This is a genomic window from Methanocalculus natronophilus (genome assembly GCF_038751955.1).
Taxonomy (GTDB): Archaea; Halobacteriota; Methanomicrobia; order Methanomicrobiales; family Methanocorpusculaceae; genus Methanocalculus; species Methanocalculus natronophilus.
The window spans coordinates 139453-152941 of sequence record NZ_JBCEXH010000004.1 but is presented as its reverse complement, the minus strand read 5'-3'; the positions used below and the strand labels follow the sequence as shown (position 1 = coordinate 152941).

The following is a 13489-nucleotide window of genomic DNA, read 5'->3' as shown; positions in this document are numbered from 1 at the left end:
GTTGTAAATAACCCGATCTGATCTCCAACCGGGATTTCTGAGAAGAACAATACGGAATACCTCCCAAATCCCTATATTCCCCTGACACAAATATACTGGAGAATCTTCTTACTCCCGTAGTGTAGCGGTCAATCATGCAGGACTTTGGATCCGGCGACGGCGGTTCGACTCCGCCCGGGAGTATTTATAAAAATAAAAATCTACAACTATTTTTATAAAAAGTTATAACAATATTGCACAGGAGCAGCAACGCCAGGTAGCATTGCGAGAAACTATTATATAGCATAAGATAGTAGGTGCTCCTGATGACAATGGCTGATGTAATCGAAAAGCACCAAACCCTGATTATGGTAATTCTGATGGTTATTATCGTAATTCTTGCTTCAGTTGGTGGCTACATCTTTGGTGTGGATGCAGGATATTTCATCGGGTACCAGGATGGATTCCAGGACGGACTGATCTTTGGTCCTGACGTTGCGTACTGATCCATTTCCATCCTCCGCTACCTTTTTTTGGCACCATGGCAGGTAAACCACGTTGCTACCGGGAGTTCCGGCGCCAGCACCAGGGTTCAATTTACAGCTTTCTGCAGTAATGATAAAAAAAGGCAGTTCCCAGGTTCAGTATTTCTTTCCTCACAATTTTATCACCACAACAGATCATATAAAACTATGAGGAGCTGAAATGGGCCTTTTTCAATTCCCGCATGGTGAGGCGTATCTCTTGGACAATGAAGTACAATCTCAGGGAAGAAGAAGCCCCAAAGGTCAGATTCTAAGTACCGTAGAGACCCGGAGCACCCTGACGACCCCCGTACTTTTTATATCACTTCTGCCCCAAAACCCAATGAGAAGGAATTACCATGTCAGTTGCACCTTCCGTTCATGCACTCAGGCTCAACTATACCATACCGGTTGCACCGGGAGTCACCCTTGATCGTTTCGTCTCCTGTTTTCTCATCTATGGTGAGACGATCACCCTGATTGACACAGGGGTTGCCGGATGCAGCACAGATATATTTGAGAGTATCAGGGCCTCGGGACGCGCCCCAAAAGAGATCAGCCGGATTATCCTGACCCACTCACACCCCGATCATATGGGGGGAGCATGGGCAATCCAGAGGGCAACCGGGTGCACAATCGCCGCACATGCTGCCGAATTGGAATGGATTGAGGATCCGGAGCTCCAGAACCGTGAACGGCCGGTGCCCGGGTTTGAGTCGCTCATCAGTGGGGCTGTCACAATTGATGCTCTCCTCAGCGACGGTGAAGTCCTTGTTCTGGATGAAAACCTTGACGGTATGACGGATCTGACAGTGATCCACACACCCGGCCATTCACCCGGTTCCATTTCACTGTTTATGGAAGAGACCGGGATTCTCTTCTCAGGCGATGCCTTGCCGGTTCCGGGCGCAGCACCCGTCTATGACGACCCCGGTGCATCAGTTGAATCGATCGGACGGCTGAAGGAGGTTGAGGGTGTCAATGCACTCTTTCAGTCATGGGATGAGCCAAGGGAAGGGCTTATGGCATATGCAAGGATGGATCAGGGGCTTGCCTGCATCCAGTCAGTCCATAGTGCCGTGCAGGCAGCAGCAAAAGAAGGATTGGATGATCCGGATGACGTGGCAGCAAAAACAAAAGCAATCCTCGGCCTGCCAGCAGACACTATCGGCCCGCTGTTTACAAGGACAATAGAAGCCCATCTCAAACTCCTGGAGCGTGAAAGCCTCATAGAGGAAGCAGAACCGGAATAATCAGGCATCCACAGAATGATTCTGCCATCTGCCAGTAACATCAGGGCTTCAGACAGTTGACAGGACAGAGATATGCCAGAATCACTGTCCGCGATCAGTAACTATTTTTATCCCCATACTGTATTCACTCAACAGGAAACAGGTCAGATACCCTTCTCTCATGTGAGACGTGCAAAAAAAGCCCTGTTGACTATGTCTGGTGGTGTTACAGTATGGGTACAAAAGAGATCAATATCAGCATAAAGGAATTAGAAACCGAACTTGGCCAGATAAAAGACCTCAGGATGTCTGTCGGGCGCCTGGCACAGGAGACCTGGGATGAGCCGCAGGGCCCGACTCCCTTTCCATCGCTCACCACACTCCGGAACTGGGATCTCACGCTCCTGAACCGGTACAGGCCGTTCTATCTGCCACTCTGCGACCTCTGCTGTCTCTGTACCTATGGAAAGTGTGACCTGACAGGTGACAGAAAAGGTGCATGTGGTATCAGCATGCCGGGGCAGCAGTCGCGGATCGTCCTATTAGCCGCATGTATCGGTGCTGCAACCCATATGAACCATGCCCGTGAAATGGTCACACACCTGGTTCACACGTATGGAGATGAGAAGAAACTCGACCCCGGCGGCCTGAGCATCAAGGTCGAGGCGCCGATCACCAGGCTCGTCTGCGGGATGAAGCCGGAGACGCTCGGGGATCTTGAGGCGGTCCTGGATTATGCTGAACAGCAGATCGGCGCCCTTCTTGCCTGCACCCATACCGGCCAGGAGGGTAATCCCCTTGACCTTGAGTCCAAGGTCTTCCACACGGGCATGATCGACCATCTCTCTATGGAGGTTGCCGATATTGCACAGGTGTCTGCATATGATCTCCCAAAAGCAGATCCTGATGCACCACTTGTTGAGATCGGCTATGGTTCGATTGACACGACAAAACCGGTTATCCTGGTCATCGGACACAACGTCGTCCCGTCAGTTGGCATTATGGACTATATGCAGGATCATGACCTGACAGGTGAACTGGAGGTGGCAGGCATATGCTGCACCGGTATCGACATGACCCGGTACTCGGCACGGGCAAAGATCGTCGGGCCGATCTCCTGGCAGATACGGTACATCAGAAGCGGCATACCTGATATCATCGTCGTTGATGAGCAGTGTATCAGAACAGACGTCTTTGATGAGGCACGGGTGCAGCAGATACCAGTCATTGCAACAAGCGAGAAGAACTGTCTCGGCCTCCCGGACAGAACAGGTGACCCGGTCGACGATATCATCGATGAATTTACACGCGGTACATTGGAAGGGGCATTAATTCTGGATCCCGAAAAAGTGGGTGAGATAGCCGTCAGGACGGCAACCATAAACGCCCCGAAGAAGAGAAAGAAGAAGAAAGCGAAATTAACCCTCAAAGAAGGAATGGAAGAGGCAAAGAAGTGTACACAGTGCAGGGAGTGCCGGAGAGCCTGTCCAAATGATCTCCATATCCCCGATGCCCTGAAACTCTTTGCACGTGGCGATTCAGCAATGCTCGCCGGGGTGTATGATGCCTGTGTCGGTTGCATACGGTGTGAGCAGGCCTGTTCAGAGGATATCGACATACATTCCCTGATTACCCTGACAGCAGAGGAGAGGCTCGAACACGAATCCTATAAACTCAGATCAGGCAGGGGAGCCATACAGGATATTGAGATCCGGCAGGTCGGAGGGCCTATCGTGCTTGGTGAGATCCCAGGTATCGTCGCCTTTGTCGGGTGTGCCAACTATCCCTCAGGTGGCGAAGACCTTGCAGAGATGGCAATGGAATTTGCCAACCGCCGTTTCATCATCTGTACTTCCGGCTGTGCTGCGATGACAATCGGCATGTACAGGGATGCAGACGGGAAGTCACCCTACGAATTATATCCTGGAAATTTTGAGGCAGGAGGTATTGTCAATGTCGGCTCCTGCGTCTCCAATTCCCACATTGCAGGTGCAGCAATCAAGATCGCCTCCATCTTCGCACGGAGAAACCTCCGTGGTAATTACGAAGAGATCGCAGATTATGTCCATAACAGGGTGGGTGCAGTCGGTGTTGCGTGGGGTGCGATGTCCCAGAAGGCAGCAGCCATTGCAGCCGGATTCTGGCGCCTTGGCATTCCGGTGATTGTCGGGCCGCATGGTACGAAATACCGGCGGATGCTGCTTGGCAGGGCAGATCGTGACGAAGACTGGTATGTCACGGACGCACGGACAAACGAGAGGATCTATGTCGGCCCTGTCCCCGAACACCTCTTCATCTCGGTTGAGACAAAAGAAGAGGCGATGGTGATGATCGCAAAACTCTCGATGCGGCCAAACGACACCTCACGGGGCCGGGCACTGAAGCTGACCCATTACATCGATCTCCATCGCCGACTCCTCGGATCGATGCCAGCAGACATCCATCGGTTCGTCAGGATGGAAGCAGACATCCCGATCACCATGAAAGAGGATATTGTCGCGATACTCAAAGAGAAAGACTGGAAAGAGACGGTGATACCCGATCCAACGCTTATCCGGAAGAAGGAGGTGGTATCATGAACCAGGAGAGCTGGCTGACAGCTGAAGTCCCCGGCCCGAAGAAGGCTTCGCTCATCACCAAGCCCGAGATTGCCGATGCGATGATCCGGCGGGCCAGTCGGCCGGTCTTTGTTGTCGGGAGCATTGCCAGCGAGATCGATCTCGAAGAGAAGAAGCTGATCGATTATGTCATCAGGCTCGCCCGGCAGTTTCAGATCAGAGTGATTGCAACCGGCAGTACAAATACTGCATTTCTTGCGAGAGACTTCACGCCGGATGCGGTGATGCCAGCTGTGGATGCCGGATTCAGGCTTGCTGACCCGGCCTGGCAGGGAGTCGATGGCAACGGCCCTCATGATCTCGCAATCTTTGTCGGCCTTCCCTACCAGATGGGTTTTACCATCCTCTCAGGCCTGAAGCACTTTGCACCCTCCCTGAAGACGATCAGCCTTGACAATGTCTACCAGCCGAACGCCAGGTGGTCGTTTTCGAACATCTCTATCAAAAACTGGATCATCAACCTTGAAGCAATCATCGGCAACAAGGAGGAGGAGTAAGGATGTTTGAAGAGATACCAGTTGATGTCGGCCTGGTTCATGAAGGAGAGAGGATTCGGAAAAATGATATGCAGATTGAGCTTGGGGGGCCTAAGGTTGATGAGAAGTTTGAGCTTGTCAGGCTGAAACCTGCAAGAGAGATCGAATCGGGATCAATTCATATCATCGGACCAGACATCCCTGACCTTGAGGAGGGAAAGAGCCACCCCTTTGGCATACTCATTGAGATTGCCGGGCCTGAGCTTGAAGAGAACCTGGAAGGTGTGATCGAGCGGCGGATCCACGAGTACTGCAACTATATCGAGGGGCTGATGCACCTTAACCAGCGCTACGACATCTGGATGCGGCTCTCAAAAAAGGCATTTCAAAAAGGGCTTGATTCGTTCAGGTTTTTAGGCATGGCAATGCAGGAGCTCTTCAGAAACGAGCTGCCGATCATTGAGGACATCCAGATCACCTTCATCACCGATCCAGAAGAGGTCAAAGCACGGTATGATGAGGCTCTGGCTATCTATGAAGCCCGTGATGCACGGGCTCGCGGGCTGTCTGATGAGGATGTGGATGTCTTCTACGGGTGCGCACTCTGCCAGTCGTTTGCCCCGACACATGTCTGTGTCGTGACGCCACAGCGGTATGCGAACTGCGGGGCGATCAGCTGGTTTGACGGGCGTGCTGCTGCCAGGATCGATCCCAAGGGCCCAATCTTCCCAATAGAGAAAGGGGAATGCCTTGATACAGAGACAGGCGAGTATACAGGCGTCAATGAGAGCGCACAGGCGCGGTCGATGGGCGAGGTGAGCAGGATCCAGCTCTATTCAGGGTTTGGCTATCCCCACACCTCCTGTGGCTGTTTTGAGGCGATCGCCTTCTATATCCCCGAAGTCGCAGGGTATGGTATTGTCCACCGTGGTTTTACGGATCTGGCAGTCAACGGCCTGCCTTTCTCGACTATGGCCGATTCAACAGCAGGCGGCCGCCAGATCGACGGGTTCCATGGGATATCAATTGAATATATGCGCTCAGAGAAGTTCCTCCAGGCTGATGGCGGGTATGATGCTGTCGTCTGGATCCCAGTTGAGATCAAGGATCGGCTCAAAGACTACATCCCCGAAGACGTCTCTCCGGCTATTGCAACCGAGAAGGATGTCCAGACAATAGGTGATCTAAAGGAGTTTCTGCTCTCGCATAGCCATCCGGTTACCGCACGATGGGTTAAAGAGGAGGAAGAGCCGGAAGAGGCGCCGGTGATGACCGCTGGCGAGATCCCGATTACCACAGGAGGATTCAGGATCATTCTGAAAAATGCCCGGATCTATGCTGACAGGGTGATCATCCAGCCTGTACAGCCGAAGAAACCAGGCAGGGGGGATTCATAATGACAGATAAAGAGAAGAATACCGGATACACCGTACTGGGCGAACGGCTGCTCTCTCTCCTCTCAGGGGTTGAGCAGGTTGAGTTTGAGAACTTCAGAATGGAGATTGGTGATCTTGAACTCTTTATACCGGCCGGTTCAGGTGGACCACACATTCCGGCCATGCCAGCTCCTCCCACCCGGCCAACAGAACTCTTCCAGGAGAGGTTCAGCCCCCCAGACGAGAGCTATCCAGGCGCTATCAGGGAGGTGACACTCGGATCAACAAAGGCAGACGGAGGTACCAGGGGGAAAACGATCAAAATCGGCGGATCGACCAGCATGGCCTTCTCAAGTCCCAATCATCTTCCAAAGAACCGTACCGCAATTGCAATGGATGTCTTTGATATGGATGTCGCGCTCCCAAAAGCGCTGAAAGCACCAGTACTTGATGTCCTTGACGATCCTGCAGAATGGGCACGGATGAATGTTGAGAAATTCGGATCTGATCTGGTCACGGTGCACCTGATGAGCACGGATCCGCTCATCCAGGATCGCTCACCACAGGAGGCGGCAAACACGGTTGAGGAGGTGCTCCAGGCAGTTGATGTTCCTTTGATCATCGGCGGGTGCGGTGATCCGAAGAAGGATGCGGCAGTCTTTACAGAAGTTGCTGAACGAACCAGTGGCGAGCGGCTGCTCCTGAACTCCGTCACCCTTGATATGGCTGAAGCAAAGACACTGGAATCTGTTGCAGTGGCTGCACGCGATAACGGCCATGTGCTCCTTGCCTTTACCGGACTTGAACTCAATAGTGCGAAAGAGCTGAACCGGCGGCTGTATGAATATCTCCCCCCTGAAGAGATCGTTATGGATCTCACAACTGTTGCACTCGGGTATGGTCTTGAATACTCGTTCACCATCCACGAGCGTGCCCGGCAGGCTGCCCTGATGGGAGATTCAGAACTGCAGCACCCGACCATCTCTGCGTCCACCAATGCCTGGGCTGCCAGGGAAGCATGGCTGACAATGGATCCCATCTATAGTCCAAGGGAGATCCGTGGGCCGGTCTGGGAGACGATCAATGCACTCACGCTTCTTCTGGCAGGTGTTGACATCTTCATGATGATGCACCCGGCAGCGGTGAGGACAATGCAGGATATCAGGGAATGGCTGATTCAGAATGATCGAAAACAACCACCCATACCGGACTGGGTGAGGACACGATGCTAGGGGGTGAATAGTGGAATGGTACAGAAACAGAAGAAGAAGAGCATCAAGGAGATAAGCCCAATTGATGTCTATGGGCTCCTGCCAAAGACCAACTGCGGCGAATGTGGCGAAGCAAACTGCATGGCATTTGCAACAAAGCTTGTCAATGGGGAGTTCACGATCCCCGACTGCCCGCCGCTTCTCAGGGAGGAGTATGCAGATCTTCTGGAGAGTCTTGGGGAGCTGCTAGCGCCTCCGGTCAGGGCGGTGACAATTGGAAGAGGTGAAGATGCGATTACGATCGGTGGAAAACATGTCCTCTACCGGCATGACTTCACCTACCACAACCAAACCCCAATCGCAATCGATCTGGCAGACAGCATGTCTGAGGAAGAGATTGTTGAGCGGATAGATGCAATTGTGGGTTTTTCCTACGAATATATCGGCCGCGAACTTCGCCTTGACGCAGTTGCGATACGATCCGTTACAGATGATCCACAAAGCTTCCAAAAGGCAGTTCAGATAGCAAAACAGAGAACAGGTAAGCCTTTCATCCTCTGTTCCCAAAACCCTGCGGTGATGGAGGCGGGCCTCCGTGAGGCAGATGACTGCCGGCCACTTATCTTTGCGGCAAACACCCTGAACTGGCAGGAGATGGCAGCACTTGCATTGGAGTACAAAGCACCGCTTGTGGTATCGGCCCCAGGCGATCCAGGACAGCTGAGATCGCTTGTAAAAACCCTTGCTGCATATGGTATCGATGATCTGGTGCTCGATCCCGGCACATTTCCGGATGAAGGGTTTGCCGATACAATCCTAAACCATACCCTGCTCAGGAAGGCTGCCTGCATCTCGCGGGACGAACTTGTAGGTTTTCCTATTCTTGGAACCCCGATTGCCGCATGGACCGGCGAGGAGATCTCGCCTGAAGTTGTACAGTGGAAAGAGGCCTATATGGCGGCGATGCTCATCTCCCGGTATGCTGACCTTCTGATCATGCACAGCATGGAAGGGTGGACACTGCTTCCTCAATTGATATGGCGGTTCAACATCTACACAGACCCAAGAAAACCAGTCTCTGTCGAACCAGGTGTCAGGACATTTGGCAATCCCGACACAAATTCGCCGCTCCTGATCACGACAAATTATGCACTCACCTATTTCACTGTAGAGGCGGACATCAAATCAGCACATATTGACTGCCACCTGATTGTTGTTGATACAAGCGGCATCAGTGTCGAGAGTGCTGTTGCGGGAAGGTATCTCACGTCCGCATCCATGGCCGAGGCTTTAGAGGAGTTCAATGCTGAAAGCCTCGTTGATCACCGTGTCCTGATCATCCCCGGCCTTGCAGCACGCCTCTCCGGAGAGACCGAGGAGGCAAGCGGGTGGCGGGTTCTGGTCGGGCCAAAAGACTCCTCCGGTCTGAAACGCTTCATTGAGGAACGCTGGCCACCAAAGGATGAATAATGAGGCAGGAAGTAACCGTCATCTTCCACCCATTGAACAGGGTCGCCCAGGTTCCTGTCGGAACGAACCTGCTTTCTGCCCTCCGGTGCGCAGGAATAATGATCGAGAGCATCTGCGGAGGGAAAGGCGAGTGTGGAAAATGCCGGGTGATCATCGATTCGGGTGACTACACTGAGCAGAAGCTCTCCCATAAGAGCCGTCTTTCACCTGCTGAGAGAGATGCCGGTTACCGGCTTGCCTGTGAGATCACCATTGCAGGAGCAATGGAAGTCACAATTCCTGTTGAGAGCCGGGTCGAACATGCCCAGATCCTCTGCGGGCTCTTTGGAGAATGTGACTGCGGCGGGATCAACCCTTCAGTTGTCAGGTATCCACTTGAGATCCGATCTGATCCCGTGATGCCGTTTCAAAAGCCTTCCATCCGGCTTGTGGGGTATACCGGACCACGGCCGGTGATTCCCGTACGCATATATGAAACAATCACCGGGCAGGAGACCCGGATGGAGGCAGTGATAACCAGAACAAACGGGTATCCGGAAATACTCGATCTTATGGAAGCTGATGAGGGAAAACCACTCCTTGGCCTTGCCCTTGATCTCGGAACGACGACCATTGCCTGTGCAATTGTTGACCTTGAGACAGACATTGTGCTTGCCGAAGCAACCACTTTGAATACCCAGATCACCTATGGAGAGGAGGTGATCACAAGGATTGGGTTTACACGAAAGGACGGTGGTCTTTTCGTTCTCCAGGAGGCAGCCGTAAAAAGCATCAATGCAGTCATTGACAGTGTGACGGAATCTGCCGGTGTGCAGAGAGAGGAGGTATTGGAGATCTGTATCGGCGGCAATACTGTCATGACACACCTGGTTGCCGGTCTTGATCCAGCCTATCTTGAGCTGGCAGATGCTGCTGTTTTCCGAACGCCGATCATCTGCAAAGCAGCCGGGCTCGGCATCAGGATACATCCTGAGGCATACTGCTACTGTCTCCCGAATGTGAGCCGGTTTGTTGGTGGCGACGCTGTTGGGGGAGTTCTCATCTCCGGCCTCCATTGCAGTTTTGAAATCTCGCTCTTCATAGATCTTGGAACAAACGGAGAGATCATCATCGGCAACAGGGACTGGATTGCATCGGTATCCTGTGCATCGGGACCGGCATTTGAAGGAGCGGGTATCAGTTCCGGGATGCGGGCGATGCGGGGGGCAATTGAACGGATCAGGATTGATCCAGGTACCGGCCTTGCGATGATCCGGGTGATCGGAGGTACACGCCCACGGGGCATCTGCGGGTCAGGACTGATCGATCTGGTTACCGGGATGTTTCAGGCGGGCATCCTGGATTTCAAGGGGAAATTTACCACCCATCCGCGTGTCCGCATGAGTCCCGGGGGAGCTGAATATGTTGTCGTCGGAGCAGAAGAGAGCGCAACCGGCAGGGATATCGTCATCACCCAGGATGATATGGACTACTTCATGGACTCAAAAGCTGCCCTCTCCGGCGGTATTGGTGTCCTGCTGAAGAAATATCGGCTGAGCGTATGGGACATCAGGGAGATCCATCTTGCCGGGGCGTTTGGAGCATTTGTTGATATCGGGAATACTGTTGCATTTGGGATCATACCCTCATTTCCGAATGCGGTGATCCACCCGGTTGGCAACACCTCGCTGAAAGGGGCATATGCAGCACTGATCTCTGTTGATAAACGAAGAGAGGCAGAACGTATTGCACAGATGATGGTCTACATTGATCTTCTGGTTGATACGGATTTTATCGAGGAGTACACAGCAGCACTCTTTATTCCAGGAAGAGAAGAGTTTTTTCCGGTTATACCCGGAGAGAGAAGAGAATTGGAATTGGGAGAAGAGAGAAATATTTCAAAAAGCAGGTGAAAGGGAGAATGAAGACACTGGTGACAATGGGACGGGGCGGTACTGGCAAAACAAGTTTTACCGCATTGATGGCCAAATATTTCATAGAGACTGAACAGACGCCAATTCTGCTGGTTGATCTGGATCCTGACCAGAACCTTGCCGAGATGGTGGGGGTTGACCTCCATGCAGCAGGTGTGAAGACAATTGCTGATCTTATTGCTGATACGTTCATCCGGAGAGGAGGAACAACCACAGGGGTTGCCCCGACTGAACGGATCGAGTCAAGAATCTGGGAAGAGGGCCTCTATGAGGGGAAATCATTTGACCTGCTGGCTGTCGGGACAAAGTGGGTGGAAGGGTGCTACTGCCTCCCGGACTCTGCCCTGAAGGGAGCACTCACAAAAATCGTGAAGAACTACCGGTATGTCCTGATCGACTCCCCAGCCGGTCTTGAACACTTAAACCGGAGAGTGACAGGGCAGGTTGATGAGATCTTTGATATTATCGGTCCGTCCCATAAATCCTTTGAGCATGTCAAACGGGCATACCGGATCATCAGGGAAGTGAAGATTCAGACAGATAATTTCCGAATCATCGGCGGATACCTCTTCCCCAAATCCGCAGAGGATCGGGCTCGATCTGAGCTTCCGCATGAGTATCTCGGAAAGATTGCAGAGGACCCGCTTCTCCAGGAGTATGTGCTTGCCGGTGAATCTCTCCTCTCAATTCCCCGGGAGACGCCCGGGTACAGTTCGGTACAAGAGATACTCCAAAAAGCCGGATACTGAGGGAAGAGAGAAAGAGAGAGAGAGTAAGAGAAAGGCAGAGAGAAAGGCAGAAAAGAGAAGTGAGAGCCAGAGAGCCGGCAATGGATAATCCAAAATGAGAGAGAACGAGCAGGGATCAGTAGGGAGTAGGGATCTCAAAATGTTTTTCGAAAACGAAGGAATTGACACCTATGGAGAGGCAGCACTCCATAAACTTTCCGATAAGGATAGGGAATACGTGCAGGAGTTCTTTTTCCCCGGAGAGTCTGTGATCATCTTTTCAAAAGCAGTCCCGGTGGAGGCATATTCCCTATCAGCACGCGAACAAACAGATATCATGCTTGGAATTGCCCAAAACCTGAATGAAACCGCTATCCGGCTCGAAGGACTGCTCGCAGCGGAGGGCATCCCGGCACGGCATGTGCCTCTCTATCTCCCGGTCAGGATCACAGATGGGCAGGTTCGGGGAGTGGTGCGGCTGAAGCAGGTTGCCGCCGCCGCAGGCCTTGGGACAACCGGAAAGAGTACCCTCCTCCTGAACAGGGAACATGGCCCCCGGCTGATCCTCTCCGGCGTTGTCACAGGAGAATCGAGTCTGATCAAATCCGGAGATATGCAGGAAGAAATTGATACTGATAGTACGCCAGGCCAAACCCCGGATATCTGTATTGAGTGCGGGAAATGCATCAAAGCCTGCCCTTCTGGTGCGATACGACAAGATGGTGTCGAGACATTCAGGTGCAGAACAATCAGCCCATGGGTGCCAGAGCCAGTCGTCCCGATAGCGAAGTGGCTGATCGGCAGGCAGCTCCTCCTCCGTTTTATTGCGCCGATTGCCCCCTGGATTGCGAAGGCGGCGACGATCCGGTGCAGCAGGTGCGTGACGGAATGCCCGGTGTTTGATAGAGGAGATTGATAAAAGAGAGATATAGATAAGAGCGGAATTAATGGACAGTTCTTTCATTGTTGTAATTTATTGAGCAAAAAAACAGCATATCCTTAATAATTGAAGTAAAGAGCGTGATCATTAATTATTGATCCATAACCCAATATATGAACTTTTGATGAGCTGGGATCATTCGAAGTTTTCTATATTACCAATATTGATTTTATATCTATTTTGTATATTAGTAATATATACTTTCTGCCAGATTCACTGGAACACCATACCTAAAATGTTGAGCCCATCCATGCACTCTCACCCCCTCCCTTTTTCTCCCATCCCCACCCATCTCTCTTTTAGATGAACGAATACGGCATCAATACCATCGGCAAATCCCTCACTGTCTTTGAGCCGGTCACAATCGGTTTTCCCTCCCGCGACTATATCGGGAGAACCGATCACCCTGGCACCATAATCGGTGAAGGCGTAACGCTCAGGTCAGGCACAATACTCTATGCAGACGTTACCCTTGCGGATCGCTGCAACACCGGCCACAATGTCTTAATCCGCGAGAAGACAGTCATCGGGGAAGGGACATCGGTTGGCACCGGCACCATCATCGAGGGGAACTGTTCAATCGGATCCCACGTGAGCATCCAGAGCATGGCATTCATCCCGACCCACACACAAATCGGCGACCATGTCTTCATCGGCCCCCACGCCGTGCTCACAAACGACCGCTACCCGCCATCAGGCAAACCCCGGCTTGAAGGGCCGGTGATCGAAGACTATGCAACAATCGGGGCAGCCGCCATCATCCTCCCGGGGATCACAATCGGGAAGGGTGCGGCCGTTGCTGCCGGATCGGTTGTGACGCATGATGTACCGGCAGGCATGATGGCAGTTGGTTCCCCGGCACAGATACGGCCCCTTCCTGATGAGATGAAGAGGGGATAAAGTATCTATTTTAGGGAATATGCTATGGCATATCATCGAAAAAGTGTACTTCCATGACACTTTTTAGATCCAAAAAGTGTACTCCAGCAACACTTTTTTTCCTCTTCTCCAAAATTCTGATC

The 13489-nt window shown here is 52.2% G+C and carries 11 protein-coding genes and 1 tRNA gene; all 12 read left to right on the top strand.

Features of this window, described 5'->3' with window-relative positions:
• Window positions 1–110 precede the first annotated feature (110 nt).
• The 12 genes from ABCO64_RS06295 to ABCO64_RS06240 all read left to right on the top strand — a co-directional run bounded on the left by ABCO64_RS06295 (window position 111) and on the right by ABCO64_RS06240 (window position 13367).
• Window positions 111–183: transfer RNA gene (locus ABCO64_RS06295), tRNA-Gln, on the top strand.
• A 122-nt stretch (window positions 184–305) separates the two neighbouring features.
• Window positions 306–485 (top strand): hypothetical protein, encoded by a 180-nt coding sequence (locus tag ABCO64_RS06290; protein ID WP_253458886.1) that lies wholly within the window; start codon window positions 306–308, stop codon window positions 483–485.
• 377 nt (window positions 486–862) lie between these two features.
• Window positions 863–1756, top strand: a complete 894-nt coding sequence (locus ABCO64_RS06285) for an MBL fold metallo-hydrolase (RefSeq protein WP_253458888.1) — start codon at window positions 863–865, stop codon at window positions 1754–1756.
• Window positions 1757–1968: 212 nt separating this feature from the next.
• Complete coding sequence (gene cdhA, locus ABCO64_RS06280) at window positions 1969–4314, top strand: CO dehydrogenase/acetyl-CoA synthase complex subunit alpha (protein WP_253458891.1); 2346 nt, start codon at window positions 1969–1971, stop codon at window positions 4312–4314.
• Entirely contained in the window at window positions 4311–4850 is a 540-nt protein-coding gene (gene cdhB, locus ABCO64_RS06275; protein ID WP_253458895.1) for a CO dehydrogenase/acetyl-CoA synthase complex subunit epsilon, read from the top strand. Before cdhA ends, cdhB begins: the two co-directional genes overlap by 4 nt.
• A 2-nt stretch (window positions 4851–4852) precedes the next feature.
• Window positions 4853–6226, top strand: coding sequence for a CO dehydrogenase/CO-methylating acetyl-CoA synthase complex subunit beta (cdhC, locus tag ABCO64_RS06270; RefSeq protein ID WP_253458898.1), 1374 nt, complete (start codon window positions 4853–4855; stop codon window positions 6224–6226).
• Window positions 6226–7437, top strand: coding sequence for a CO dehydrogenase/acetyl-CoA synthase subunit delta (gene cdhD, locus ABCO64_RS06265; protein ID WP_253458901.1), 1212 nt, complete (start codon window positions 6226–6228; stop codon window positions 7435–7437). Before cdhC ends, cdhD begins: the two co-directional genes overlap by 1 nt.
• A gap of 15 nt (window positions 7438–7452) precedes the next feature.
• Window positions 7453–8886, top strand: coding sequence for an acetyl-CoA decarbonylase/synthase complex subunit gamma (gene acsC, locus ABCO64_RS06260; protein WP_253458904.1), 1434 nt, complete (start codon window positions 7453–7455; stop codon window positions 8884–8886).
• The gene (locus tag ABCO64_RS06255) at window positions 8886–10778 is read left to right on the top strand and encodes an ASKHA domain-containing protein (RefSeq protein WP_253458908.1); all 1893 of its coding nucleotides are present in this window, start codon (window positions 8886–8888) and stop codon (window positions 10776–10778) included. The genes acsC and ABCO64_RS06255 overlap by 1 nt, the downstream gene beginning before the upstream one ends.
• An 8-nt stretch (window positions 10779–10786) precedes the next feature.
• Window positions 10787–11548, top strand: a complete 762-nt coding sequence (locus ABCO64_RS06250; RefSeq protein ID WP_253458913.1) for an ATP-binding protein — start codon at window positions 10787–10789, stop codon at window positions 11546–11548.
• A gap of 139 nt (window positions 11549–11687) precedes the next feature.
• Entirely contained in the window at window positions 11688–12443 is a 756-nt protein-coding gene (locus tag ABCO64_RS06245) for a 4Fe-4S binding protein (RefSeq protein WP_253458916.1), read from the top strand.
• 327 nt (window positions 12444–12770) lie between these two features.
• Window positions 12771–13367 carry an acyltransferase gene (locus tag ABCO64_RS06240; RefSeq protein ID WP_253458919.1) on the top strand — a complete coding sequence of 199 codons (597 nt, stop codon included), beginning with the start codon at window positions 12771–12773 and terminating at the stop codon, window positions 13365–13367.
• Window positions 13368–13489 lie beyond the last annotated feature (122 nt).